The sequence below is a fragment of the Streptococcus sp. S5 genome, from assembly GCF_034134805.1.
GTDB classification, from domain to species: Bacteria; Bacillota; Bacilli; order Lactobacillales; family Streptococcaceae; genus Streptococcus; species Streptococcus lingualis.
In genome coordinates, this window is sequence record NZ_CP139419.1 from 1,544,279 (window position 1) to 1,568,995 (window position 24,717).

Annotated in this window: 27 protein-coding genes and 1 pseudogene; 3 read left to right on the forward strand and 25 right to left on the reverse strand. The window is 41.8% G+C overall.

Annotated elements, in window-relative coordinates; translation table 11 throughout:
• Nucleotides 1–76: 76 nt before the first annotated feature.
• The 11 genes from SM123_RS07380 to SM123_RS07430 all read right to left on the reverse strand — a co-directional run bounded on the left by SM123_RS07380 (nt 77) and on the right by SM123_RS07430 (nt 11,247).
• Complete coding sequence (locus tag SM123_RS07380) at nt 77–1,624, reverse strand: peptide chain release factor 3 (RefSeq protein ID WP_003012237.1); 1,548 nt, start codon at nt 1,622–1,624, stop codon at nt 77–79.
• Between the two features lie 184 nt (nt 1,625–1,808).
• On the reverse strand, nt 1,809–2,489 hold the full coding sequence (locus SM123_RS07385; RefSeq protein ID WP_070505817.1) for a YwaF family protein: 681 nt from the start codon (nt 2,487–2,489) through the stop codon (nt 1,809–1,811).
• Nucleotides 2,490–2,503: 14 nt separating this feature from the next.
• Nucleotides 2,504–3,190 carry a YwaF family protein gene (locus SM123_RS07390; RefSeq protein ID WP_320909345.1) on the reverse strand — a complete coding sequence of 229 codons (687 nt, stop codon included), beginning with the start codon at nt 3,188–3,190 and terminating at the stop codon, nt 2,504–2,506.
• A gap of 25 nt (nt 3,191–3,215) precedes the next feature.
• Nucleotides 3,216–3,917: a YwaF family protein gene (locus SM123_RS07395; RefSeq protein ID WP_320909346.1), complete on the reverse strand. Its 702-nt coding sequence runs from the start codon at nt 3,915–3,917 to the stop codon at nt 3,216–3,218.
• Nucleotides 3,918–3,947: 30 nt separating this feature from the next.
• Entirely contained in the window at nt 3,948–4,559 is a 612-nt protein-coding gene (locus SM123_RS07400; RefSeq protein WP_320909347.1) for an NUDIX hydrolase, read from the reverse strand.
• On the reverse strand, nt 4,549–5,919 hold the full coding sequence (locus SM123_RS07405) for a UDP-N-acetylmuramoyl-tripeptide--D-alanyl-D-alanine ligase (RefSeq protein ID WP_247923085.1): 1,371 nt from the start codon (nt 5,917–5,919) through the stop codon (nt 4,549–4,551). The genes SM123_RS07400 and SM123_RS07405 overlap by 11 nt, the downstream gene beginning before the upstream one ends.
• A 324-nt stretch (nt 5,920–6,243) precedes the next feature.
• Nucleotides 6,244–7,290, reverse strand: coding sequence for a D-alanine--D-alanine ligase (locus SM123_RS07410; protein WP_320909348.1), 1,047 nt, complete (start codon nt 7,288–7,290; stop codon nt 6,244–6,246).
• 76 nt (nt 7,291–7,366) lie between these two features.
• On the reverse strand, nt 7,367–7,963 hold the full coding sequence (gene recR, locus SM123_RS07415; RefSeq protein ID WP_070845403.1) for a recombination mediator RecR: 597 nt from the start codon (nt 7,961–7,963) through the stop codon (nt 7,367–7,369).
• A gap of 10 nt (nt 7,964–7,973) precedes the next feature.
• A complete protein-coding gene (gene pbp2b, locus SM123_RS07420) occupies nt 7,974–10,025 on the reverse strand; it encodes a penicillin-binding protein PBP2B (RefSeq protein ID WP_320909349.1) in 2,052 nt (683 codons plus the stop codon).
• Between the two features lie 140 nt (nt 10,026–10,165).
• Complete coding sequence (locus tag SM123_RS07425; protein ID WP_049515494.1) at nt 10,166–10,798, reverse strand: DUF421 domain-containing protein; 633 nt, start codon at nt 10,796–10,798, stop codon at nt 10,166–10,168.
• On the reverse strand, nt 10,795–11,247 hold the full coding sequence (locus tag SM123_RS07430) for a DUF3290 family protein (RefSeq protein WP_320909350.1): 453 nt from the start codon (nt 11,245–11,247) through the stop codon (nt 10,795–10,797). Before SM123_RS07430 ends, SM123_RS07425 begins: the two co-directional genes overlap by 4 nt.
• A 135-nt stretch (nt 11,248–11,382) precedes the next feature.
• Between SM123_RS07430 and SM123_RS07435 the strand changes: the two genes are divergently transcribed.
• Nucleotides 11,383–12,210, forward strand: coding sequence for an exodeoxyribonuclease III (locus SM123_RS07435; protein WP_049522944.1), 828 nt, complete (start codon nt 11,383–11,385; stop codon nt 12,208–12,210).
• A gap of 11 nt (nt 12,211–12,221) precedes the next feature.
• On the forward strand, nt 12,222–12,608 hold the full coding sequence (locus tag SM123_RS07440; RefSeq protein WP_004219638.1) for a bleomycin resistance protein: 387 nt from the start codon (nt 12,222–12,224) through the stop codon (nt 12,606–12,608).
• A gap of 234 nt (nt 12,609–12,842) precedes the next feature.
• Here SM123_RS07440 and SM123_RS07445 read toward each other — a convergent pair whose 3' ends face one another.
• Nucleotides 12,843–13,481, reverse strand: a complete 639-nt coding sequence (locus SM123_RS07445) for a hypothetical protein (protein WP_023917595.1) — start codon at nt 13,479–13,481, stop codon at nt 12,843–12,845.
• Nucleotides 13,482–13,588: 107 nt separating this feature from the next.
• Here SM123_RS07445 and SM123_RS07450 point away from each other — a divergent pair.
• Nucleotides 13,589–13,681, forward strand: a pseudogene (locus SM123_RS07450) (bleomycin resistance protein); the annotation flags it as partial.
• Nucleotides 13,682–13,779: 98 nt separating this feature from the next.
• On the opposite strand, the gene SM123_RS07455 reads toward SM123_RS07450, so the two are convergent.
• The 13 genes from SM123_RS07455 to SM123_RS07515 form a co-directional block, all read right to left on the reverse strand.
• On the reverse strand, nt 13,780–15,747 hold the full coding sequence (locus tag SM123_RS07455; protein WP_320909351.1) for a peptide ABC transporter substrate-binding protein: 1,968 nt from the start codon (nt 15,745–15,747) through the stop codon (nt 13,780–13,782).
• A 267-nt stretch (nt 15,748–16,014) separates the two neighbouring features.
• Nucleotides 16,015–16,638: an endonuclease III gene (gene nth / locus SM123_RS07460; RefSeq protein WP_003006251.1), complete on the reverse strand. Its 624-nt coding sequence runs from the start codon at nt 16,636–16,638 to the stop codon at nt 16,015–16,017.
• Between the two features lie 104 nt (nt 16,639–16,742).
• A complete protein-coding gene (locus SM123_RS07465) occupies nt 16,743–17,051 on the reverse strand; it encodes a YjgN family protein (protein ID WP_070594428.1) in 309 nt (102 codons plus the stop codon).
• Between the two features lie 22 nt (nt 17,052–17,073).
• Nucleotides 17,074–17,766: a 5'-methylthioadenosine/adenosylhomocysteine nucleosidase gene (locus tag SM123_RS07470; protein ID WP_021152843.1), complete on the reverse strand. Its 693-nt coding sequence runs from the start codon at nt 17,764–17,766 to the stop codon at nt 17,074–17,076.
• 24 nt (nt 17,767–17,790) lie between these two features.
• Nucleotides 17,791–18,126: a cell wall synthase accessory phosphoprotein MacP gene (gene macP, locus SM123_RS07475; protein WP_070589511.1), complete on the reverse strand. Its 336-nt coding sequence runs from the start codon at nt 18,124–18,126 to the stop codon at nt 17,791–17,793.
• 11 nt (nt 18,127–18,137) lie between these two features.
• Nucleotides 18,138–18,683 (reverse strand): NUDIX hydrolase, encoded by a 546-nt coding sequence (locus SM123_RS07480; RefSeq protein ID WP_223325331.1) that lies wholly within the window; start codon nt 18,681–18,683, stop codon nt 18,138–18,140.
• Nucleotides 18,684–18,692: 9 nt separating this feature from the next.
• Nucleotides 18,693–20,072, reverse strand: a complete 1,380-nt coding sequence (gene glmU / locus SM123_RS07485) for a bifunctional UDP-N-acetylglucosamine diphosphorylase/glucosamine-1-phosphate N-acetyltransferase GlmU (protein WP_320909352.1) — start codon at nt 20,070–20,072, stop codon at nt 18,693–18,695.
• 378 nt (nt 20,073–20,450) lie between these two features.
• Nucleotides 20,451–20,891, reverse strand: a complete 441-nt coding sequence (locus tag SM123_RS07490; protein ID WP_320909353.1) for an ASCH domain-containing protein — start codon at nt 20,889–20,891, stop codon at nt 20,451–20,453.
• Entirely contained in the window at nt 20,888–21,385 is a 498-nt protein-coding gene (locus SM123_RS07495; RefSeq protein WP_320909354.1) for an NUDIX hydrolase, read from the reverse strand. The genes SM123_RS07490 and SM123_RS07495 overlap by 4 nt, the downstream gene beginning before the upstream one ends.
• 98 nt (nt 21,386–21,483) lie before the next feature.
• On the reverse strand, nt 21,484–22,686 hold the full coding sequence (locus tag SM123_RS07500) for an ABC transporter permease (RefSeq protein WP_320909355.1): 1,203 nt from the start codon (nt 22,684–22,686) through the stop codon (nt 21,484–21,486).
• 4 nt (nt 22,687–22,690) lie between these two features.
• A complete protein-coding gene (locus SM123_RS07505; protein ID WP_024055043.1) occupies nt 22,691–23,350 on the reverse strand; it encodes an ABC transporter ATP-binding protein in 660 nt (219 codons plus the stop codon).
• Nucleotides 23,351–23,733: 383 nt separating this feature from the next.
• On the reverse strand, nt 23,734–24,432 hold the full coding sequence (locus tag SM123_RS07510) for a 3-oxoacyl-ACP reductase (protein ID WP_049474267.1): 699 nt from the start codon (nt 24,430–24,432) through the stop codon (nt 23,734–23,736).
• Nucleotides 24,425–24,661: a DUF2829 domain-containing protein gene (locus tag SM123_RS07515; protein ID WP_000141913.1), complete on the reverse strand. Its 237-nt coding sequence runs from the start codon at nt 24,659–24,661 to the stop codon at nt 24,425–24,427. The genes SM123_RS07510 and SM123_RS07515 overlap by 8 nt, the downstream gene beginning before the upstream one ends.
• Nucleotides 24,662–24,717: the final 56 nt, after the last annotated feature.

Sequence of the window (24,717 nt, forward strand, 5' to 3'; positions counted from 1 at the left end):
TCTCCTTTAAAAGCGAAAACAGATAAGCTTCCGTTTTCTTATTTCTATTGTTATGGATCAGTTTTGAAAACGTTCCTTATCCCATCTTTTCTTCCAACTCAACGTCTGGATACTTGTCCGCAAACCAGCGGAGGGCAAAGTCGTTTTCAAAGAGGAAGACTGGCTGGTCAAAGCGGTCCTTCGCCAAGATGTTTCGGCTTGAAGACATGCGCTCATCTAAGTCTTCTGGTTTGATCCAGCGAACGGTCTTTTTACCCATTGGGCTCATGACCACTTCGGCATTGTATTCATTTTCCATCCGGTGCTTAAAGACTTCAAACTGAAGTTGACCAACGGCACCAAGCATGTATTCACCTGTTTGGTAGTTGGTATAGAGCTGAATAGCTCCTTCTTGCACCAATTGCTCAATCCCTTTGTGGAAGGATTTTTGCTTCATGACGTTCTTAGCAGACACCTTCATGAAGATTTCAGGCGTAAAGGTTGGCAGGGGTTCAAATTCAAACTTGTTTTTGCCCACTGTCAAAGTATCTCCAACCTGATAAGTCCCGGTATCGTAAACCCCGATGATGTCTCCTGCTACAGCATTGCTGACATTCTCACGGCTTTCGGCCATAAATTGAGTGACATTAGAGAGTTTCGCTCCCTTACCAGTACGAGGCAGGTTGACACTCATCCCACGCTCAAATTCACCAGATACGATCCGCACAAAGGCAATCCGGTCACGGTGACGAGGGTCCATATTAGCTTGGATTTTAAAGACAAATCCTGAGAAATCCTTGTCATAAGGATCGACCATTTCTCCATCGGTCTTCTTGTGGCCGTGTGGTTCTGGAGCAAACTTGAGGAAAGTCTCCAAGAAAGTCTGTACCCCAAAGTTGGTCAAAGCGGATCCGAAGAAGACTGGTGTTAATTCACCCGCAAGGATGGCTTCTTCTGAGAATTCATTTCCAGCTTCTTGCAAGAGTTCGATGTCATCTTTCACCTGCTCGTAGAAAGGATTGTTGGCAAAGAGCTTGTCTCCATCTTCTAGACTCGCAAAGCGTTCATCCCCTTTGTAGAGTTCTAAGCGTTGATTATAGAGGTCGTAAAGCCCCTCAAAGGCTTTCCCCATCCCGATCGGCCAGTTCATTGGGTAACTCGCGATGCCCAAGACTTCTTCCAATTCTTGTAAGAGGTCCAGTGGCTCACGACCGTCACGGTCCAGCTTATTCATAAAGGTAAAGACGGGAATGCCACGGTGTTTCACAACCTCAAACAATTTCTTGGTTTGGGCCTCAATCCCTTTGGCAGAGTCCACCACCATGACGGCAGCGTCCACCGCCATCAAGGTCCGATAAGTATCTTCTGAAAAGTCTTCGTGCCCTGGGGTATCAAGGATATTAACCCGTTTGCCATCATAGTCGAACTGCATAACAGATGAGGTTACCGAAATCCCACGTTGCTTCTCGATATCCATCCAGTCAGATTTAGCAAAGTTTCCTGTTTTCTTCCCTTTGACGGTACCGGCTTCCCGAATCTCTCCTCCAAAGTAGAGCAACTGCTCTGTAATCGTCGTTTTACCAGCATCCGGGTGGGAGATAATGGCAAAGGTACGGCGTTTTTTAATTTCTTCTTGTACGTTCATATTCCTAATTCTTTCTCTTTTTATTTTCTGATAAATTTACAAATTCATCTTTACATCGGATCTCTCCTCAATTTCTCTATCTTTTCTATTATAGCGAAAATAGGCACTTTTTTCAACGATGATTCTTCTTTGAGAGCAAAAAGAAAGACTAAAATCCGTAGATTCTAGTCTAATTCAATCATATTTATTTTCTCACTTTCACTCGCTCACTTCTGCGACTGAAGAACTGATTAAAGAGTAATAAAGCAAGGGCTAAAATACTGGATACAACCAGATAGTTGAGCCACACCTTATCCCCTCTCATAATCGGAGGGCGGGCCATCAAGCCGTAATTTCCTCCCGTCAATTGATTGACTCCAACCAGGAATAAATCTAAGGCAAAGGTATAGAGAACAATCTGACTATTTTTTAATTGGTTTCGATCATACCATCTCAAAAGATAAATCAAGGAATTGATGAGGAGACAGTAATGTCCGAGGAGGAAAGAAAAACTCGTAATATGAGGGAAAGTGTAGGGATCAAAGACTGGATAGCCCAAAGCAAAGATGGCTCCACTCACTCCCATCAAGGCAAAGAACTGTTTGCTTTTCCATCGGTCTGGTAAAAACAAGACCGCAAACATGGCCAAGCGGCAATGGTAAAAAGGTAAGCTATTGGACCATGGAATGTGGTAGGCAAAATACCAAAGATACAAGCAAATTAACTGGAAGCCCTGTAAGTATTGAAAACATTTGCGAAATTGCTCATTCTGATAATAGCGAAGTGACATCATAATCGCTGTCACAACGAACAAGACCATCACACTATACCAAGTTACTGAAATTGCTGGTGGTGCTGTTGATTCTGTAGTGAAAAAATGATGCATAAAATCTCCTTAGTTTAAACAGATTCAGGTATTCTTCTTTTCTTACTGTACTGAACGATCGTATTGATGAAAATCAGTGTCCCCGTCATGAGAACTGTCACGATCAAATAGTTGAACACAAGGCCATGGTCACCTATGACAGGAGGCCGACGCATAAAGCCGTAGTTTCCACCTGTTGCGAGATTCGCAAGCTGAATAATGGCATTGATCCCAACAGTCATCTGACAGATTTTCCAAACAGCCCCTTCTTCCACCTGGTAGGATTGAACCAGATAGATCAAACAGTTGGCCAAGAGAGCCCAGTGACCAAAGACATTGTTGATCGAAGATACGTGAGGAAAAGGGTAGGGATAAAAAACAGGATGAACCAAGGCCATAATGGAGCCAAAGACTCCCACGAGGGCAAAATATTGTTTGAAGCTGCCCTTGGGAGCCAAAAGAATGATCCACATGGCCATCCGACTATGATAGAAGGGAAGACTCTCTGAAAGAGGCAAGCGAGCAGCTAGATACCAAGAGTTGATAATGAGCAACTGGATCAACTGCCCCCAATACCAAAAGTTTTGATAGCCTTTAGAATGAGCAAATCGAATGGACAGAACTCCCACTACCACCAATGAAGTCGGCAATAAGAAATACCAGACCCCCAATTGAGGAGGGGCCGTTGGTTGACTGGTGAAAAATAAGTCCCAAAGTGTCATGATTTCTTTCCCTTATCTGCTCTTTTTATTCTGAACGCGAAACGATATTCTCTTCGACCATCTTGTATTTGTATTTATAGCGTTGATTGACCAAGCAAATACCGGCCACCATCACGATGCTGACCAAGAGGTAGTTCAAAAGAGCACCGTGGTCTCCAATGATTGGTGGACGCTTTAAGAAGCCGTAATCTCCACTGGTCAAAAGGTTGACCAAAAAGATGACTGCATTCATTCCAAAAGTGATCTTAACAATTCGTAAGCTGTCTTGTTTTTCCGACTGATAAAAATCTTGCAGGTAAATCAAACTATTGGCAAACAAGGCCCAGTGACTAAAAATCAGATTGAGCACGGTAATATGGGGGAATGGGAAGGGGTCAAAGGCTGGATAAACCAAGGCCGCAATGGATCCTAGAACTCCCAACAAGGCAAAATATTGCTTGATATAGGTTCCTCTCGGAGCAAAGAGGATCGCAAGCATGGCCAAGCGACAATGATAAAAAGGCAAATTATCTGTCAAAGGCATGTGGGCTAGAATATACCAAGCATTGATGGTCAAAACTTGAATCAATTGTGCCCAGTACCAAAAGCGCTGGTAGCTTTTTGACTGCGCATATTTGATAGAAAAGTAGCCAACCACCAACAAGGAAACTGGTAGGAAAAAGTACCTGAGTCCAAACTCAGGCGGGGCTGATTTTTGGTTCGTAAACAATAAATCCCAAAGTGTCATTTTTATATCCCTTTAATTTATAGATCGTTTTTAATCACAATACAAATCTCGTTTCCCATCATAAACCTCCCAAAGGAAATTCAATTGTTCTTCTGTATTGCGCTTGGTAGAAAGAGCAGGCATCTTCTCTCTCTCAAAAAATGCAAGATCGGAAATTTCCTGATTCTGTTGAAAACTTCCAGCCAGCAATTCACATTCAAATACCAATTTCACATATTGGCGGCTTTGCAATTGGTAGCGATTGGTATCAAATACTGCCAACAAGCGATTGACACGTGCTACATAGCCCGTTTCTTCTTGGATTTCCTTTAAAATATTTTCTTTAGGAGAATAGCCAACCTCACCAAAACCACCCGGCAAAGCCCAGGTCTCTTCTCCCTGACCTTTCACCAGACAAAGTTTTCTATCTTTGACAATCCAAGCCCTAACATCAATTAAGGGGGTGTCATAATAGTTTGTCGGTCGAAACAAATCCGATAATTCTTGTGAATTCAGATCAGTCGTTTCTCTCACAAGATCCTGTAAAATTTCACGAATATCCTGGTAGCGCTCTTGATCAAATGGATCTTTTGAGAAGGCTAAGCCTGTATTAGTGATTGAAATCAAGCGCTGAATGTTCTTCAGTACATTATTACTCGCCATTCTCCAATTCCTCTACCAATTTGGCTAGATTCATGGAATTGCTTCCCTTGATGAGGATTTGGTCCTGCTCTTTTAAGCTTTCCTTGACTTGTTTGACCAAGTCCTCAAACTGGTCTTCCTCAGCGGTCTTTTTGAAATAATAGACATGTCCGAGTGGGAACATCTGGCTCGCTAATTGAGCCAAGCCCGCAATGTCTTGACCGTAGAAAATCACCGTATCCAAGACATCAGGCGACAGGCTGAGGATCATTTGGTTGTGCAGATCAATGGATTGCTCCCCTAGTTCTTTCATATCTGCCAGGACAGCTAATTTTCGACCATTTGGATTAGCAGGAATAGTCGAGAAAGTTTCTAAGATTAGGCGCATAGCCGTTGGATTGGCATTGTAGACATCGGATAGGATATCCGCTCCGTTACTGGCCTTCTTCCATTCTGTCCGGTTGCGCGTTAATTGCAAGGTTTCAAAACTATCACGAATCGCAGCCTCACTCACTCCTTCTTTCAAAGCAACATAAGCTGCGATCATAGCATTGGTCGCATTGTATTTTCCTGTTACCGGAAGATCGATAGCTTCTTCTAAGAAATTCGCTCGGAAAGTTAAGCTATCCTTTCGCTCAATTAACTCAGTAATAAAAATCTCCTCGTCTGGCCCAAAGCGAACGACTGTTTGATTTTCAGGGAGGTAGGCATTGACGATCGGATCAGCTGGAACTACCAGAAGGCCACCTTCTGGCATCCCGTCCGCAATCTGGAGTTTTCCTTTTGCGATCTCACTTCGATCTTTGAAGAATTCCAAATGGGCTTCCCCAATCAAGGTGACAATAGCAGCTTTTGGATGCGCCAGTTCTGACAAGAGATGGATATCTCCTAGATGGTCTTGCCCCATTTCAAGGACCAGTTTGTCCGTCCCTTCTGGCATATGCAAAACCGTATAAGGAAGACCAATTTCGTTATTATAGTTTCCTTGTGTTTTATAGGTCAGGTAGGTGGTGGACAAAAGCTGTGCCAACATATCTTTTGTGGTGGTTTTACCATTTGACCCCGTCACTGCAAAAACATCTACTTTTGTCTTTTGAAGATAGGCTGCAGCAAGTGTTTGAAAAGCGCTCAGCACATCTTCCACCAAAATATAAGGGTGGCCTTCTACCACTTTCTCTGAAAAAGTGGCTACGGCTCCATTTTCAAAAGCAGTCTCAATAAAGTCATGACCATCACGCGCTCCCTTTAAAGGAACAAACAGGTCTCCAGGCCCAATCAATCGGCTGTCAAATTCCGGCTTGACGAGGGCCACATCTTCAAATTGGCTGATATCATTTTTTGCATGTACTAGATGAGCAACTTCATGTAATGTGAGATTCATATCCGACTCCTCAGTTCTCCGTAACGTCCTCTAAGATTTGGACGCTCCTATCAAATTCTTCTCATTATACCATATTCTAGACCACAAAAAAAGTGGCTGGGACAGAAGTCCTAGCCTCTTGATTGTTTTTGGATTGTCGAGCAAGACGCAGTGGTTGAGTGCTCAAAGCACTGCTTTGAGGTGGTAGATAGGACTTGCTAAGCAAGTTTCCTAAGTAGTTGTTCGCTTTTCAAGTTTCAAAGATGCCCTACTCAACTGTGCGGAGGTGGGACGACGAAATCGAATTCTAACGAATTACCGATTTCTGTCCCACTCTCTCTTTTCTTACAACAAATGCGCTTCGTGTTTTTGGAAGACTTCTTTTCCAAGCTCTACTAACTTGGTGATCAAATCTGTATAGTTGAGTCCCATATTGTCCCAAAGCAAAGGATACATAGACCATTGGGTAAATCCAGGCATGGTATTGAGTTCGTTTAGGAAGATTTCTCCTTTATCCGTATAGAAGAAATCACAACGCGCCAAGCCAAGTCCACCGATCGCACGGAAAGCTTTTTCTGCGTTGGTCCGCATGGTGTTCACAACCTCAGGGTCCAATTGGGCTGGAATGGCCATGGTAATTTTATTGTCAATGTATTTGGCATCGTAATCATAGAAGGCCACATCTTTCACAACTTCACCTGGTAAGGTACTCTTCACATCATAGTTGCCAAGGAGGCCGACTTCGATCTCACGCGCATTGACCCCTTGTTCTACTAAGATACGACTGTCGTATTTAAAAGCTAATGCGAGAGCGGCCCGAAGTTCTGTTTGGTTTTCAGATTTTGAAATTCCTACACTAGATCCCATATTGGATGGTTTGGTAAAGACGGGATAAGAGAGAGTGGCTTCAATTGTAGCAATTTTCTCATCTAGGTCATCACCTTCCACTACAGCTACATAAGGAACTTGTGGAATCCCTGCAGATTCCAAAACTCGTTTGGTTGTGATCTTGTCCATTGCCACACTGGAAGCCAAGATGCCACAGCCGACATAAGGCATTTTCAAAACTTCCAAGAATCCTTGAATAGAACCATCTTCTCCCATCGGTCCATGAAGAACTGGAAAGACAACTGCTCCTTCCTTGTAGATCGCTGATGGTGCCACTTTTTTAGACCAGTCTACTGTCTCGTTGGTCATCAATTTCTCACCATCTGCTGGCTTCTCTTCAAAAGCTTGCGTCTGGATGAAATCTCCTGACTGCGTAATAAAATAGGTTTGAACCGAAAATGCTTGGTAATCAATCGCGCGCATCACACTTTCAGCTGAAAGAACAGATACTTCACGTTCTGCACTACGTCCACCATACAACAGGATTAAGTCTTGTTTACTCATAGTTTCTCCCTAATTGTTCCCTTGATTTCTTACTTGATAGTATACCACAATGATAGCCCTTTCGAAAGAACTTCTCTTATAATTCTGTCCGATTTTCGATCGCACGAAGCAAGGTCACTTCGTCCGCATACTCGATATCGGCTCCAACTGCCAGACCACGTGCCAAACGGGTTACTTTGATCCCTGCAGGTTTGAGCACGCGCGAGATATACATAGATGTCGCTTCCCCGTCTGCTGTCGCATTGGTCGCAACAATGACCTCTGTGACTGTTCCATCCATCAAGCGACCAATCAAAGTCTTGAGATTGATGTCATCGGGTCCCACGCCATTCATGGGCGAGATCAAGCCATGCAAGACATGATAGCGACCATGGTATTCCTGGATATTTTCCATAGCAGATACATCCCGGCTATCTTCTACAACCAGAATGAGGGATGGATCCCGCGTTTCATCTCGACAAATCTCGCAGGTTTCTTCATCGGTTAAATTGCCACAAATACTGCAATACCCTAGCTCACGCTTGGCATTCAGTAAGTTCTTGGCAAATTCATTGACATCATCATCTGACATACCAATGGTGTAAAAAGCCAGACGAGTCGCTGTTTTGATCCCAATTCCTGGCAACTTCGAATAGCTGTCAATTAATTTTGCAATAGGTGCTGGATAAAGCATAGTTTCCTTTCTAATTCATCGGGTGTTTCTGATTGTATAAGTTAATAATGTCACGTGTAATGGAATGACTGACTGTCGCTTGTAGATTGGTATTATGTGGAAAGACCACCGCTACCGCAATCTTTGGATTGTTTGACGGTGCATAAGCCACCACATTGGTATTAATGGCTTGTTTGCCTCCATCGACTGTGGTTTCGGCCGTACCTGTCTTGGCACTAATGGAGACACTGGCACCTTGACCAACAGTTTTCCCTGTCGTCAACCCACTCGTACCATTCGCAACCTGATAGAACCCTTGCTTGATCAAAGCCATGTCCTCCGCTGAGATATGGACCTGATTGAGCTCCTTGGTTTCGATCGCTTTTTTCAACTGACCAAGGCCCCCTTGATCATTATTGTCATAGATGCCTTCGACGACATGAGGACTCACCCTCTTCCCATCATTTGCAACGGTTGCCGCATACTGGGCCAATTGCATCGGTGTATAGTTGTCAAACTGGCCAAAGGCATTGGTCAAATAATTGCCGACTGTGTAGTCTTTTGGAATAAAACCAGTCGATTCATTGGGAAGGTCAATCCCCGTTGATGTTCCAAGACCATACTCTTCAAAAGTAGAGCGCAGTTTTTTCATGGCAGGTTCAACCTGATCCACTTGCAAGGTCATGTTTGGGGTGTAAGGTTGCCCCATCATCTTAAGGGCAATTTGGACCATATAGGTATTAGAAGAGTATTCCAATGCTTCCACCGCATTGATGGAACGACTACCGTATTGGGTAAACCAAGAATTGATAGGAGCTGATCCTGCAAAAACAATCGGCTGATCGGTCAGAACCTGATTCCCAGAAATGGCTCCATTTTCCCATCCAGAAGTCAAGGTCGCTCCTTTGACCACAGATCCTGGGACGAAGACGTTGGTGACTGTTCCCAACGCATCTGCTGATAGATCTTGACTACCAGCCTGGTGTTTAATCCCTGCCATAGCAAGGACCTTCCCTGTATCGGGTTCCAGAGCTACGGCATAGACACCTTCGGAGTAGGTCGCATTTCCAGCTTGCAACTCTGCGCTAAAGGCGGAGCGAAGGATATCTTCCACTCCTTTTTGGAAATCTAAATCAATCGAGAGCTTGAGGTTTTCTCCTTTGGCCCCTTTTGAAACATCGACCACTTTCTCCATGTTGCCATTTTTATCTAGGAGAATTTCTTTTTCACTGCGTTTGCCTTGAAGGACGTTTTCGTATTCCTTTTCGAGATAAGAGGTACCAACCCGGTCATTGAGAGCATAACCTTTTTTGACATAGTCCTCAACCTCTTCTGCTGGAAGCCCCGCCTGCTCGGTCGATACGTTTCCAATAATAGAAGCTAAAGGAGTGTCCAAAACCTTGCGGTCCCAGCTAGTCGTGATGGCAATTCCCGGAAGGTCCTGACTGTCCGCAGCGATGGTCGCAATCTGTTCAGCTCCTAGTACTTGCGTCGAAATAATCCCCGTCGCAAAATTCTCTACCGCATTCATCTGGCTATAGAGATAAATAATCTTTTTCTCATCATCTGTATAGCCGAGTTTTGAAGGGTCGATACTATCCACTGCCGCTTGATAAATCTTGGCTTCCGGCAGGCGGTTGCCATCGGTATCAAATTTCTTTTTCTCAGGTAGGTGTTCCACGACCTCTTGGTAGACCTTGGTATTAGCTAGATAGTAATCCACTTCTTGTCGTTCAGTCACTTGAGGATTTTCTACGTCGACATACTGCAGGAGTTTCCCTGCTGTCTCTCGCATTTCTTGTGCCGTCATTTTACGATCGCGCGTAAAGGTCAGGACTTGTTTTCCCACATTTTCCACCAAGGGCTTACCAGAAGCATCATAGATTTGCCCTCGCACACTTCCTTGTTTGACCGTCTTTTTCGTAGCTTTTGCCAATTTATCCGTATAGTAGGCTTGGTGAGTGATCTGCATATAGCCAAGTCGGGCAATCAGCACCAAAAAAAGAAGGCAAATCAAACTAAACAGCAGGTAGAGTCTGCGTGTAATCGAATGATTCTCAAACTTCCGTATTTTCTTCTTCATGAAATTTTCTATCCTTCTTTTCTAATGAACACTTACCTTCCATTTTACTATTTTTCCCAGAGTATCTCAAGAAAAGGAAGAGGCCTTTCCTGGAATTTTATAAAGAAAAAAGATTGGACAGGCTCGTCCAATCTCTTCTTTTAATAGGTCACAACATTGATTTTTCCTTTGTCATACTCAGCAATGAAAATGTCCAAAACGTTGTCATAGCCTTCTTTTTCCAATTCAGCTAGCAACCACTCTTCACTTTTCCCAATTGTTTCCAAAATTTCAAGCTGAACCACACCATCCGTAATGATTGGGTATTTAGGATTTTCATCCCCCGCACGGACAACGATCATTTGACCGTTTTGTTCAATGACAGCTCGTTTCACTCCCTTTAATTGGAAAATTCCTTGTGAACGCAATTTCAAGGCAACGTCTGAAGCAGAAAGTCCCTTGGATCGACAAGCTTCCGGATCAAGCTTCCCATTTTTGATAATGACAGTTGGTTTGCCATCGATCAAGTGCTTCATAAAACGGACATTGGTATTGAGCCATTTTAAGAGTAAGATCAAAATAGTCCACATCAAGAGAATCACAATGTATTGAAGAATGGTAATGGAGCTATTGTAAATCACCCCACCAATAATTCCCCCCAGAACAAAGTTCTGTATCTGGTCTACTGCAGAACTTGGTGCTAAGTTTCCTTTCCCGGTCACATTGATTACAAATACCAAGGAAATCAAGCCGATAGCTAATTTAATCAAAATGGCTAAAAAATCTACTGTCATTTGTTCACCTCCACAAGTTCCACGTCTGTTTTACACAGATCCATCTTTTCTAATAGGTAGCTATCTGGGTCAGAGCCTGCGATAGCTCGGTAATAAACCTCTCCAACCTTCAGGATCGCCCCATCTGTGGCTGCTGAAGTATTGACATAGACATCTTCTTTTTTGACATCCAACTCCTTTGAGATGACCTCAATAAAATGGAGTGAGCGTTGGAACTGATCATTATTACTTTGGCTATTTTGGAAATTGCTGATACTGATCAAGACCACTGCCACCAGAGTTAAAATGGAGATAATAGATAATTCGCGGAATTTGCTATCGTGCTTCTCCCGATAGGCTTTCACCGCAAAAAAACCAGTCAGTAGAATGAGCAAACCAGAGATCACAATGGTCACCCAATTTTGCTGACTGATCTGACTCAATACATAGTCATAAGAGTAAAATTTCATAATGAACTCCCTTTCTCCAAATGAATTCAATCTATTATAATAGATTTCAGGGGAGAATTCAAGGCATTCTAATCAGAAAAAAATATATTTTTTGTTATAATAAAATTATCTATCATGTCAAGAAAAGGAAATACAATGAAACTCATTTCATGGAATATCGACTCGCTTAATGCTGCATTAACTAGTGATTCAGCACGCGCCAAACTCTCTCAAGAAGTCCTCCAAACCTTGGTTTCTGAGGATGCGGATATCATTGCCATTCAAGAAACCAAGTTATCCGCCAAAGGTCCTACTAAAAAACACCTCGAAATCCTTGAGGAGCTCTTCCCTGGCTACGAAAACACCTGGCGCTCTTCTCAAGAACCGGCTCGTAAAGGCTACGCTGGAACCATGTTCCTCTATAAAAAAGAGCTCACACCAGTTGTGACTTTCCCAGAAATCGGAGCTCCTTCGACCATGGACTTGGAAGGTCGGATCATTACTTTGGAATTTGATGAATTTTTCGTGACTCAGGTCTACACACCTAACGCTGGTGATGGACTCAAACGTTTGGAAGAACGTCAAATTTGGGACGTTAAGTATGCTGAATATTTGGCTGAATTAGACAAAGAAAAAACCGTCCTTGCAACTGGGGACTACAACGTTGCCCACAAGGAAATTGACCTTGCCAACCCAGCCAGCAACCGCCGTTCACCAGGATTCACAGACGAAGAACGTGAAGGATTTACAAATCTTTTGGCCAAAGGATTTACAGATACCTTTCGTCACCTACATGGTGATGTTCCTGAGCGCTATACTTGGTGGGCACAACGAAGTAAAACCTCAAAAATCAACAATACGGGCTGGAGAATCGACTATTGGTTAACCTCAAACCGCATTGCTGACAAGGTCACTAAATCAGATATGATTGACTCAGGCGCTCGTCAAGATCATACACCAATTGTATTAGAAATTGATTTGTAAGGATGGTCTTTATGAATTTCAATGCAGTGATTCCTGAGTTTATTGTATCGAATTTAGAGCAGTCCCGTTCCTTCTACTGTGATTTACTGGGTTTTACCATCGAATACGGGCGACCAGAAGAGAACTTCCTCTTTCTTTCTCTTGAAGAGTGCCAGCTAATGATAGAGGAGGGGAGTAAGGAGGAACTAGCTGAACTGACCTACCCCTTTGGTCGTGGAGTTAATATCTCCTTCGGCATAAAAGATGTCCCTAGACTCTATCAAAAAGTAATCGAGTCTAACTATCCTATTCATCGTCCTTTGACCAAAAGAAAATTTCGTGTTGGTGAACAATATATCTATCCCCATGAATTTGCAGTTCTAGATCCAGATGGCTATTTTTTAAGATTTAGTGAATAAGAAAATAGATCACTAGAGTAGAAAAAGAAACAAAAAAAGAAAGAGGCTGGGACAAAAGTCCTAGCCTCTCAATTATTTTTGGATTGTCGAGCAAGACGCAGTGGTTGAGTGGGCTCTACTACGCTGATTTCATCAGCTTTTACAGCCCTACTCAACTGTGCGGAGGTGGGACTACGAAATCGAATTCTAACGAATTACCAATTTCTGTCCCACTCTCTTTTAGTCTTTTGGGGATTATTTCCCAGGAATATTTGGATCTAAGCCCCAAGATTGCTCGAGAACAGGTCTTAAGGCTTTAATCATATCTTCTGAACCTACGATTGTGATATTGTATACTTTATCGCCTTTTTGGAATACCCATTCGTACAAAATGTTCCCATTTTTAAATGTTACTTTTATTAAGAAAGCGTCCTCACTGGCAAAAATAGCTTTTACACCTTCTAAACTAGTTTGATTTTTGGCTTTTCCCCAGAAGCTATATAAACGGTCCGCAAGTAACTGTGCGTCAAAGGTTTCGTTGGGGCCAAGTTCAACAGTATCTTTAGTGTTTGATTCCATTAACAACATATTGTGTTTGTCTGGTGATGAATATTTGAGCGTTTTGCTACTTTGAGTTTTGCTACTTTGAGCTTTGAAATTATATACGACCCAATCTTTAGGGATATTGATATAACCAAAATTTTCATTTCCGATACGTTGAGTATCTGCAAGGGATATTTCTTTTGCCCTAGAAGAAGACCCAGGAGTTGTTGTTTGAGCTTTTGTCGTTGATGCAGCCGTAGTTTCTGTTGCTTTCTTCTCTCCGTTTCCGCATGCTGCTAGTATAAATGCAGATAGAAGCGTTACAGAGCTTAATATTATTTTGTTTTTCATCAGGATTGTTCTCCTTAAAGTGGTTGACTCACATGTATTATATCATTTTTTATAGTTTATTTAAATTAAAACAGGAAACGCTTTCACTAAAAAGCATAGGGTATAACAAAAGAAAATTTCGTGTTGGTGAACAATATATCTATCCCCATGAATTTGCAGTTTTAGACCCTGATGGCTATTTTTTAAGATTTAGTGAATAGAATGAGACAGACTGACTTTCAAGACATAAAAAAACCGGAGCCTTCACATGACGGCTCCGACTTTTTTATCTTCATTGATAGACCAATGATTGATTTTTTTACTTTTTCTTCTCAATGTGATCTTTGAGATCTTCTTGAGCTTTTTTATTGGATTCTGCTTTTTTCTTCAACCATTCTTCTTTGGCCTTGTTAAAGTCTTTTGTAGTGACAACATCTTTAGACATTTCAAGGTATTTGTAGAATGTTCCTGTTCCTTTTGTACCAACCCATGAAGCCGCACGGCTGTATGGTACGGTCCGTTGAAGCATTGGAGCACCACCATTTGAAACAGTTGGAAGCGTAATCGAGCTATCTGTCAACCATGCTTGCGCTGCTGCATATTTTTCATAGCGTTTTGCTTGATCCAACAATTCAGCATCTGCGTCTTTCAACATGTTAGCGTATTGATCCAAACCAACTGTTGCAATGGCTGGGTTGTTTGAACCTGCATCAATACCAAGATAGTAGAAGACAGAACCATTTACTGGGCTGATACTTTCGAGGTAAGTCGATGGGTCTTGGTAGTCAGGAGCCCAACCACCGCCTGAGATATCGTAATCTCTCGCAGCCGCTGTATCGCTGAAGTAGGTGATATTTTGGAAATCATCATCCGATACCTTTTGAAGGTCCACAACGACATTGTCTGCACCAAGCGCTGACTCTACAGATTGTTTGAAGGAGCTAGCTTGTTGGACCATGCTGTTGTCCACTTGGCTAACAATGTAGTCCAAATGAATTGGGAATTGAACTCCTTGTTTTTGCAATTCAGCTTTAGCTTTCGCAAATGAAGCCTTGGCTTTTTCTGGGCTGTAAAGGCTTGTTTGACCATCGTCCAGGCTCACACCTTTCCATTGATCCCCATAGGTAACCAATTGTTTTTCAACGACTTTACCAAAGTCTTCTCCATTGACTTGGACATAAGTTGGTGGCACCAAGGTACTACGAAGGGTATTTTCAGCCGCATCAGCCCCTGAAACTTGTGCCGCATAAGATTTGCGGTCAAAACCAAAGTTCACCGCTTGACGGAAGTCCTTGTTCAAGATTGCTTTCTTGGTAGAGGCTTTTTGTTCATCCGTTGTTTTGGCTGTGTGGTCATATTTTTGACGGTCCAAGTTGAATCCAAGGTAGTAGGATGTTCCCAATTGCAAACCGTAGACAATGTTGTCGCCAAAGTTTTTCTTGACGCTCTTATAAGTCGAGCTGTTTGGCATAACAGATGCAAAGGAATATTGACCTTTTTCAAAGTTCTTAATGATAGAATCTGGGTTTGATCCATCATTAAAGGTCAATTTGACATTGTCGATATGAACATTTTTCGCATCGTAATAGTCTTTGTTCTTGACCAATTCAATCTCAGATTTTGAAGTCAATGATTTCAGGTAATATGGACCATTGTATAAGATGCTGCTAGGTTTCAAAGAACCAAAATCTTTTCCTTGAGATTTCAAGAAATCCGCATTGACTGGGAAAAGAACACCTGAGGTTGTTTTTGAGTTCCAGAAGCTTTCTGGACGGACCAAGGTATATTGGATGGTGTGGTCATCTAAGGCTTTCACTCCAACTGTGTTAAAGTCTTTGGTTTCCCCTTTTACGTAGGCATCCAAACCTTTGATCGAATTTTGAATCAAGAAGAGACCTTCTGATTTAGACTCAACCGCGTGTTTGATCCCTGTAACAAAGTCTTGAGCCGTTACAGCACCATATTCTTCTCCTTCACTCGTATACCATTTGGCATCCTTACGAAGTTTGTAAGTATAGGTTAATCCATCTTCAGAGACAGTCCAATCTTCTGCTAGACTTGGCACAAAGTTTCCGTATCGGTCGTTTTCAAGAAGACCATCTACAAGGTTACTTGTGACATCTGAAGTTGTTGTACGAGTTGCAGCGATGTAATCCAAGGTATTTGGATCTGCTGAATAGACGAATGAGTAGGTTGCTTGATTGCTACTACCACCGCCACATGCTGCTAAAAGAAAGGCACCTGCAACAGAAACTCCTGCAAGAGCTAACAGTTTTTTTGCTTTCATCACTATCTCCTTATGTTAGATTTTCTACCATTATACACTATTTCTTAAAAAAAACCAAATTTATTTAAAAAAAGTTCGTTATTTCTGAATGAATATAATAAGATATAAAGAAAAAGCATCTTGAAATCGATCTCAAAGAAGCCGGATAGAGGAGTCTAGGCACCTACCACCAGATCCAACATAGATATCACCTTTCAATCCTTTTAATAAATATACGTTTCATTACAAAAAAAGAACCTCTGCTCTTTCGAGCAGAGGAACTGATTCCTAATCAAAATGATAGAGTTGTGGATACTGGTCACATTCAGGATTTTTAGGATGGCAGATGGCCCGTCCAAAATAAATCATGGCTTGATGGGCCGCTAGCCATTCGCTCTTTGGCAGAACATCCATGACCCGCTTTTCAACTTCCAATGGCGTCGCTGATTTCTTGACGATATCATGGTGCTTGCAGATCCGCTCCACATGGGTATCGACAGCAAAAGCTGGAATCCCAAATCCTACACTCATAACCACATTAGCTGTCTTGCGTCCTACTCCTGCTAGACTTTCTAACTCTTCACGAGTCTGAGGCACTTGACCATCAAAGTTATCTAGCAATTGCTGGGCACATTTTTTGAGAAATTTGGCCTTATTTCGATAGAGGCCTAATTTAGAAATATGCTTGGCGATATCAGCTTCACTGGCTGCTGCCATGGCTTGCGGGGTTGGAAAAGCCGCAAACAAACCTGGTGTCGCTTTGTTAACAGCCGCATCAGTCGTCTGAGCCGAGAGCATAACCGCTACTAACAATTCAAAATGATTACGAAAATCCAGACTTGGCTTAGCATCTGGAAAGAGGGCGATAATTTCTTCAATCACATGACGTGCCCGTTTCTTTGATAAAACCATATTCTCTCCTTTACATTACTAGTCTTTATTATAGCATGAAAGTTCCCTATTTCTGAAAGATTCGGCTTCAAAAAAGGACTAGTCCGTAGACGAGTCCTTTTCAATTAGTCTATAAAATGAGTATGCTTGGTAATCCATTGAGTGACCTTGATATTTAACCAGAACACATAGATCCCAAATGTAATGATGGTAAAGAACCACCATTTGATCCAATTTCCAAATAACTGCATAGCCGTGCCGTCAAAGTACTGACGACGACCATCAATCACGGTATGCTTGACCTTCCAGTTATACATAATGCACACGCCCCAAGGAGCACAAATCCCAAAAGTCAATACTGTAATGAAGGTTGCTAATAAAACATGGCCAATATATGAAAATAGGCCTCCATCAAAATACGATTCACGATACATGGTCCATCTCCCTATATTTTTTCTACACCAATCTCTTCAAGAAGGTAATCAGGGTTTGAGCAGAGCGTTCGCCAGCCTCTACGATAAATTCATCAAAAGAAATATTGGCTGCGTGATCTGCCGTATCACTCATAGCTCGAATAACCATAAAGGGACGTCCAGCTGCATGAGCGGCTTGGGCAATAGCTGCCCCTTCCATCTCAACGGCCAAGACTTCTGGGAAATGCTCCCGAATTGCTGCGACTTTTTCTTCACTCGCGATAAAGCTATCTCCTGTTGTAATCAAGCCTACATGTGTGGTTGCAGCTTCTTCTTCCAGAACTTTTTTCATTTCTGATACGAAATAGCGACTGGATTCAAAGTAAAGTGGTTGACCTGCCATTTGACCATACTTATAACCAAAGGCTGTCACATCCACATCATGATAGGCCAATTTGTCCGCAAGGACGATATCCCCAACGGCCATTCCCGGTGCAACGGCACCTGCAGAACCCGTATTGATAATGGCTTCCACCTTAAAATCATTGGCCAAGACTGCTACACTCATAGCAGACATGACTTTTCCGATACCACTTTCAACCAAAACGACCTCATGGCGTCCAATAGATCCTGTATAGTAGACTTTTCCAAGACGCAGATGCTTTTCCCCATTTTCAAGGGCTTCAACCAAGATCTTCAACTCCTGGGGCATGGCTGCGATAATTCCAATTTTCATGTCATTTCTCTCCTTGTGACGACCTTATAAACGCCAAATAGCAATGATCAAGGCAATGAGGAGCACAATGATCCAGAACAAAATCTTATTGAGTTTGGATTGGACCACACTTTGTTTGCGTTCTTCAATGCGACGACTCTTGGTCACTGTGGGCTCCACTTGGATCTGCACAGTATCCTGAGAATAACGCTCTTGTGGACGTTCCCTACGACTCTCTCTCATAGGACGTTCATAGCCAAATCCTCTGTGGTCTGTCCGAATAATTTTCGTCTCTTCCGCATCGACCATTTTAGGACCGGTGATGTCCTCACCTCGCCTTGCTCGTTCAATCATTTCATCGGTTAATAAAGGTTTTCCCATCGGATCCTCCTCTATTTATTGATTAAGTCCCAATATTGGATCGCCATGATGGTCTTGGCATCACAGACTTCGCCAGTTTGGATTAAATCTTTGGCTTCCTTCAAAGTCACTTCTAATAACTCTAAGGTCTCATCCGCATCTTGTGGACGTGGATTTTCCACCTTTTTCAAGTTGGTCGCACCATAAAGTTTGATCCGCTCATTACAAAATCCAATGGCTGAATAAAAATCATACAACAACTCTAGATCAGCTGTGTAGCCAATTTCTTCTTCCAATTCGCGCAGAGCAGCCGCTTTAGGGTCTGCGTTTTCTCCCTTTTCTAACTTCCCTGCTGGAATCTCCACCGAGGTCCTTTCAATCGCCTTACGGTACTGCTTGACCAAGATCGTTTTCCCATCTTCTGTGATCGGCAAAACCGCTACTGCTCCATTATGGAAGATTAAATCACGCTGCGCTTGGCCTTTTCCAGCGGGTAGTTCTACTTGATCAGTGACCACTTGGAAAATCGGTCCCTGATAAATCTCCTTGCGCTCAATGGTTTTTTCTTCAAATTGCATGAGAATCTCCTATTTATTTTTAGGATGGTGTGGCAAGCGAAGGGCATACTCTTCTTTATTCACTTGACGGCCACGACCAATCGCAATCGCATCAGCTGGTACATCCTTGGTAATGGTTGATCCAGCACCGACTAAGGAATTGTCGCCTAATTCAACTGGCGCAATAATCGTCGAATTGGATCCGACAAAGACATTGTTTCCAATCGTCGTTTTAAACTTGTGTTGGCCATCATAATTCACAGTGATAGTTCCTGCCCCAAAGTTGACGTTGCTGCCGACTTGGCAGTTGCCGATGTAGGTCAAATGACCCGCTTTGGTATTTTCGCCAATAGACGAACCTTTGACTTCAACAAAGTTTCCAATATGGACATCTTTGGCGAGGCTAGATCCTGGACGAATATGAGCGTATGGTCCTACCGTCACGCCATCAGCTACCGTGCTCTCTTCAATCATAGAGTTAGTGATGACAGCAGCTACCCCAATTTCACTGTCCACAATATAGGTTCCATTGGTTAAGACTGTTTCAGCCCCAATTTTTGTGTGTCCTTTTAAGGTAACATTGGCTTCGATTTGCACTTCTGGTGCGATCTCAACATCGACATCGATATAGGCCGCATCCGGATTGACAAAGCTCACCCCATTGACCATGTGGGCTTGGTTAATGCGACGACGCATGATGCCTTCTGCTGTTGCAAGGGCAACGCGGTCGTTAACCCCGAGACTTTCATCAAAGTCTTTGAGCGTATAAGCCCCAACTTTTTCACCAGCTTCACGGAAAATACCGATGACATCCGTGATATAGTATTCACCTTGGGCATTGTTAGTGTTTATATTTTTCAAAGCTTCAAAGAGGCGTGCATTGTCAAAGACATAAGTTCCTGTATTGATTTCCTTGATTTGCTTTTCAAAATCTGTCGCATCTTTTTGCTCGACGATTCGAAGCACTTCCGCATTGTCATTGCGGACAATCCGACCATAGCCAAATGGATTAGCTGCTTCGGCTGTCAAAATGGTTGCCACATTTTTGTGGTTGATATGAAAGTCAATCAAGTGTTTGAGGCTTTCACCTGTAATCAAAGGAGTATCACCTGCGATGACAAGAGTATGGCCTTCAAGACCTTCCAAGACTGGCTCTGCCATCATAACCGCATGACCGGTTCCCAATTGTTCGGTTTGCTTAACAAATTCTGTTTGTCCAGCTAGGACTTGCTCCACCAATTCCGCCTTGTGCCCCACAACCGTTACCGTCTTTTCAGGTGAGATTGCTCCAACACTACGGAAGACATGCTCCAACATTGAGATCCCTGCAACCTTGTGAAGAACCTTGGGCAGATCTGATTTCATACGGGTACCTTTCCCCGCTGCTAAAATAATGGCATAATTTGGCATAACATTTCTCTTTTCTGTACAATATCGCTTACATTATACCATTTTTTAGCCCTTTTGGAAAATAAGACCCAAACCAAAAAACTCTCCAAAAAGGAGAGTCAGATTAAGATCAAATCTTCGTTGAGACTTTCCTTGGGTGAGTACGGACATCAGCGAACTTCTTCGAAGTTCCATGATTTAGTTTTGAACCTAAAGTTTCAAAACTCCCGAGCGCTTGAAACTTTTAGGTTTCAAGCGCTTTTCTCACAGCGGAAAGTCTCAAAAAATCTTTTAATAGTTCTAAGAACTGGGCAGTATTTTTAGCTTGACACAATCACTAGGTATTGTTTGATAGAAAACAGTTATTCTCTTTTCTGATTTTCTAAATGGAGAGCGTATCTATAATGGATAGACCTTGCGAAATTCTTCTAAAACCACCTTGCTGTCAGGTGTAAACGTCAGACCTGCTTCTCCAAAGCAGTCTTTGAAAAAGTCTTCATGAACCTGACGCCAATAAGCCAGAGATTTGTCTCCTTCACCTTCCTTATAGGCATGGTCAGCTGACACTTGATGGAAAGGCTGAACAGAAACCTTTGTAATTTCGACAATGCAGACAGCTTGATCCTTACTGTCTAAAATGACATCAAAGGTTCCTTCTTGGGGAAGGGGTTCGTCCTCTACTGCGTAAAGATCGTAAGCTGAGGCAGTTGCTGTTTTTTCGCCTTTAAAGACCAGTTCCGCTAAAAGGTCTGGGTCCACTCCAAAAGCCCAGGCATCTATCTCATCTCCGATAGAGGGGTTGATTTGCTTGTAGGCATTCCACATTTCTTGAGGTGTCATTTGTTCTCCTTCTTTTCTTTCACCTTCCAATTTCTATAGCTTGTCATGTCCAATTCTGGAAATCCTCGTAACTCCGCCTTCACCTTCAATACTAAAGGAGAAGCATTGTCTTCAGTAATTTCTTCCACATTCAACCAAACTGCATTTGCTGAATCATTGCTTCCATCAAGAACCTCCTGAGGAAGGGATTGTTGAGGGCCTTCGAAATCGAGTACGATATCATAAAAGGCCATGATATGGTGTACAGCGAAATCTTTGCCCTCTTCTTGAACCATCACGTCATACATCCTAGGATTAGCGTATCTGCTAATCGTATAGCCCGTCTCTTCCAGAACTTCTCGCTTGAGTGTTTCAGTCAGCCCTTCCCCTAGTTCCTGGCTACCACCCGGTAGATCAAAACGCTGTTGATAGGGGCCTCTTGTTTTTTCAATGCAAAGTAATTTCCCGTCTTGAAGACAGATTCCGTATACACCAAAGTGTTTTTTGATTTCCATCAAATCCTCTACTTTCATTCAAAGCTCAGTCGATAGTGAAACCAGTATAGCTATTCTTTTTGCAACACCATCTCTTATTGACCCTAATCATTTCTTCTCTATTGATTTAATACCTTTTCAATATCAATTTTAATAATTTTTCTAGATACCAATAATCCTGCAAAAACTGAAGTGAGTATCCCTATTAATACCGGGAACAACAATCTGGTAAGTTCAATATCTAGTGGTAATCCACTCAAAAAGATGATCAAATAAGAAATAGCAATTCCTATCACCAATCCCGCGCTTGTACCTCGTACTCCCATCATAAAGCTTTCAAATAAATATATTCTTTTTATCTGTCGATCAGATGCACCGATGATTTTAAAAGTTGCGATCTGTTTATGATTCTCCTGAATGGTAATAGCTAGAATATTGATGATATTAATAATCGCTACAATAGAGATAAGAACTATGATTAAGAGGATAAAAAGGTCGATGTAGGAAAACCATCTGGATAGCATATTGATAACATCCTGTTGTGTTGCTACAACAACATCTAATCCTGTTCCTGATAAAGATTGTTTTAAATTTTCATTTTTTAAAACAGTCTTTTCTATCTTGTTTGCTACTTCATTTAAATCGGTTCCATTTTTTACAGTAGCATTCAGATAGTAATACTTATTTGATGAAACGCTACTACTTTTTACATTGATTGCCATCATTTGATTTATTTCTGTTGGCAAGGTAGAAAATAACTGCGCTTCTTGCTTGTCTATAATGCCAGAAATTACAAACTTTTCATAATGATTATCAATCTTAATAGTCACCGTATCTCCGACATTCATTGATGTAGCCTTGTGTACGGAATCTCCGATTAATATTTCATTGTCCTTCTCTGGAAATTTCCCTTCAGCAATTCTAATATTCAGGTTTTTTAAATACTTTTCTTCTAAACAATGGATGGTATTGGAAACCGATGTTTTGCCATTTTGGAATTTGATATCATCCGTAAATAGTAGTTTCACACCTGTAATATTTTTTACTTCATCAATTTTTTTAACTCGATCAATATCATCACTAGAAAATAAAGGTAAAGCTTTATAATTCAGAGAATTTTCTTTATTACCAAAGGCAACAGTAACAACATTTTTATTTGCTACAGTCATTTCTTTAATCATTTTATTATAGAAAGAATTAGAAATGAGCATCACTAAAACAATTAGCAAAACAGAGATCGCTATTGACAGTCGAACTAATCTATATCTTCGTTTGTTAACTTCTAAATCTCTTTTAGCAATGAATAATATGGAATGATTCATTTTATCATCTCCTTACGTACTCAATTTTGCCATCAACAACTGTGCAAATAGACTGCATACTATTCGCCACCTTATCACTATGAGTTACTATTATAATCGTGATACCTAACTCCTCATTGATCCGCTTCAACAATTCTATTATATTTTGTTCGTTAGCAGCGTCTAAATTACCAGTAGGTTCATCTGCTATCAATATTTCTGGATTATTAATAAGAGCTCTTGCCAAGGCAACTCTTTGTTTTTCACCTCCACTAATCTTATCAATACTCTTGCTTAACATTTCCTTTGAAAGACCTAGAGTGTTACAAATTTCGTTAATGTTATTCTCTCCATTTTCAAAAAAATATCTTGGAAGTAGAATATTCTCTTTCACCGTGAAACCTGAAATCAAATTAAAGTTTTGGAAGACACAGCCAATATTCCTACGCCTTACCTTACTCAAATTTTTCATATCTAAAATGGAACTACCACAGACTAAGATATCCCCCTCATTTAAACTGGTAATCCCTAATATTAATTTAACAAGAGTAGTTTTTCCTAATCCAGAACGGCCAACTATTGCAGTCGTGCTACCTTTTTTAAATTCAAAATTACAATTTTTGAAAATATATCTGACATTCGATCCATCACTAAAACATTTAGTAACATTCACTAATTTAATCATGACTTCACCTTCATTCCACAATAACTTAGCAAATCAGTTATACTATTCGTTTCTTCTAAAACAATCTCTTAAGGTTTCAGGTAGAGCCCATTCAAAAAGTTCTTCTGAACTTACCCTCAGTTATCTTCATAATTGTTATTATCCCTGTCTTTTTTTGGTGAAAAAGGCTAGATCTCCATCGTGACCAATCATAAAGAAATCTGATTCATCCTGATCACTCTGGTAGGTTTAATTTCGTTCAGTAAGATCTTCTTTAGCATAGAGGTAAATACCTGTCTCACCACTGTCCTAACTTAATTGTTCACCTAGGTTTGATCCTCTTTCAGTAAGGAAAAAACAATTACATTTCTTAGCAAGATTTCAACTCTTGCTTTTTCATCCTCCTACTTCAAACTCCAACCACCATCAATGGTAAGGATTTGTCCTTGCATGGCAGATGCCTTCCCGCTAGCCAAAAAGAGGCTGACTTCTGCTACTTCTTCTGGATTAATCCAGCGCTTGATCGGCGTCTCACTGGCTACCCAGTCAGCCAATCCACCTGGTTCAAAATCCGCTGCGGTCATGCCTGTTTTGACAGCCCCAGGAGCAATCCCAAAGACCTGAATACCAGCTTCTGCATAATCCAGGGCCAACTGTTTGGTAAATCCTGCTAAGGCATGCTTGGACGAGGTATAAGCGTGACCGCCGCCTCCTGCCAGGCTAGAAGCAATGGAGCACATATTGATGATGATACCTTGCTTCTTCTCCAACATTTGAGTCAGATAATGCCGCGTCAGCTCCACCGGGGTCACATAGTTGATCTCAAAGATCTCCTGAATCTCCTGAGCGCTTTGCTCCAGAAGCGGTTTGTAATCATCCAAAACTCCGGCTGTATTGCACAAGACTTCTACCTCAGGACACCAATCAAAAATCGGCGTCAAATCAAGAGTTAAGTCCCTCTGTAAGAAGTGAAAATCACCTGCTAACTGAGGATCCGCTCCCTGGTCCACCCCATAGACCTGGTAGCCCTTCTCTAGAAAGAGGCGAGCTTGAGCCAGACCAATCCCGGAACTCACGCCTGTAATCAAGACCCTTTTAGTCATGGACTTCCACCCAATCTGTCGCTAAAACATCACAAGGAGTTGGACTCCACATGGAGAAACCTTCACCCTCGCCAGAGACATTGATGAGGAAATAAGGTGTCACTTCCAGAGCCACCCCATTTTGCTCAATGGTATCAAACAATTGGACATAGTTTTCTGCTCCGCCCCAACCGGTTCGCACATATTTTTTCTTAGCCTTTAAGCCTGGTAAAATCTCTTCAAATGTCATGTTTTTCTCCTTTGTTATCTAGTTAACTTTCTCCCTTTATTATATCAAAAAAAGAG

Coding starts and splice junctions, on each gene's coding strand:
- SM123_RS07380 (WP_003012237.1), bottom strand. CDS start 1,624: ATGAACGTACAAGAAGAAATTAAAAAACGCCGTACCTTTGCCATTATC.
- SM123_RS07385 (WP_070505817.1), bottom strand. CDS start 2,489: ATGCATCATTTTTTCACTACAGAATCAACAGCACCACCAGCAATTTCA.
- SM123_RS07390 (WP_320909345.1), bottom strand. CDS start 3,190: ATGACACTTTGGGACTTATTTTTCACCAGTCAACCAACGGCCCCTCCT.
- SM123_RS07395 (WP_320909346.1), bottom strand. CDS start 3,917: ATGACACTTTGGGATTTATTGTTTACGAACCAAAAATCAGCCCCGCCT.
- SM123_RS07400 (WP_320909347.1), bottom strand. CDS start 4,559: ATGGCGAGTAATAATGTACTGAAGAACATTCAGCGCTTGATTTCAATC.
- SM123_RS07405 (WP_247923085.1), bottom strand. CDS start 5,919: ATGAATCTCACATTACATGAAGTTGCTCATCTAGTACATGCAAAAAAT.
- SM123_RS07410 (WP_320909348.1), bottom strand. CDS start 7,290: ATGAGTAAACAAGACTTAATCCTGTTGTATGGTGGACGTAGTGCAGAA.
- recR (WP_070845403.1), bottom strand. CDS start 7,963: ATGCTTTATCCAGCACCTATTGCAAAATTAATTGACAGCTATTCGAAG.
- pbp2b (WP_320909349.1), bottom strand. CDS start 10,025: ATGAAGAAGAAAATACGGAAGTTTGAGAATCATTCGATTACACGCAGA.
- SM123_RS07425 (WP_049515494.1), bottom strand. CDS start 10,798: ATGACAGTAGATTTTTTAGCCATTTTGATTAAATTAGCTATCGGCTTG.
- SM123_RS07430 (WP_320909350.1), bottom strand. CDS start 11,247: ATGAAATTTTACTCTTATGACTATGTATTGAGTCAGATCAGTCAGCAA.
- SM123_RS07435 (WP_049522944.1), top strand. CDS start 11,383: ATGAAACTCATTTCATGGAATATCGACTCGCTTAATGCTGCATTAACT.
- SM123_RS07440 (WP_004219638.1), top strand. CDS start 12,222: ATGAATTTCAATGCAGTGATTCCTGAGTTTATTGTATCGAATTTAGAG.
- SM123_RS07445 (WP_023917595.1), bottom strand. CDS start 13,481: ATGAAAAACAAAATAATATTAAGCTCTGTAACGCTTCTATCTGCATTT.
- SM123_RS07455 (WP_320909351.1), bottom strand. CDS start 15,747: ATGAAAGCAAAAAAACTGTTAGCTCTTGCAGGAGTTTCTGTTGCAGGT.
- nth (WP_003006251.1), bottom strand. CDS start 16,638: ATGGTTTTATCAAAGAAACGGGCACGTCATGTGATTGAAGAAATTATC.
- SM123_RS07465 (WP_070594428.1), bottom strand. CDS start 17,051: ATGTATCGTGAATCGTATTTTGATGGAGGCCTATTTTCATATATTGGC.
- SM123_RS07470 (WP_021152843.1), bottom strand. CDS start 17,766: ATGAAAATTGGAATTATCGCAGCCATGCCCCAGGAGTTGAAGATCTTG.
- macP (WP_070589511.1), bottom strand. CDS start 18,126: ATGGGAAAACCTTTATTAACCGATGAAATGATTGAACGAGCAAGGCGA.
- SM123_RS07480 (WP_223325331.1), bottom strand. CDS start 18,683: ATGCAATTTGAAGAAAAAACCATTGAGCGCAAGGAGATTTATCAGGGA.
- glmU (WP_320909352.1), bottom strand. CDS start 20,072: ATGCCAAATTATGCCATTATTTTAGCAGCGGGGAAAGGTACCCGTATG.
- SM123_RS07490 (WP_320909353.1), bottom strand. CDS start 20,891: ATGACACCTCAAGAAATGTGGAATGCCTACAAGCAAATCAACCCCTCT.
- SM123_RS07495 (WP_320909354.1), bottom strand. CDS start 21,385: ATGGAAATCAAAAAACACTTTGGTGTATACGGAATCTGTCTTCAAGAC.
- SM123_RS07500 (WP_320909355.1), bottom strand. CDS start 22,686: ATGAATCATTCCATATTATTCATTGCTAAAAGAGATTTAGAAGTTAAC.
- SM123_RS07505 (WP_024055043.1), bottom strand. CDS start 23,350: ATGATTAAATTAGTGAATGTTACTAAATGTTTTAGTGATGGATCGAAT.
- SM123_RS07510 (WP_049474267.1), bottom strand. CDS start 24,432: ATGACTAAAAGGGTCTTGATTACAGGCGTGAGTTCCGGGATTGGTCTG.
- SM123_RS07515 (WP_000141913.1), bottom strand. CDS start 24,661: ATGACATTTGAAGAGATTTTACCAGGCTTAAAGGCTAAGAAAAAATAT.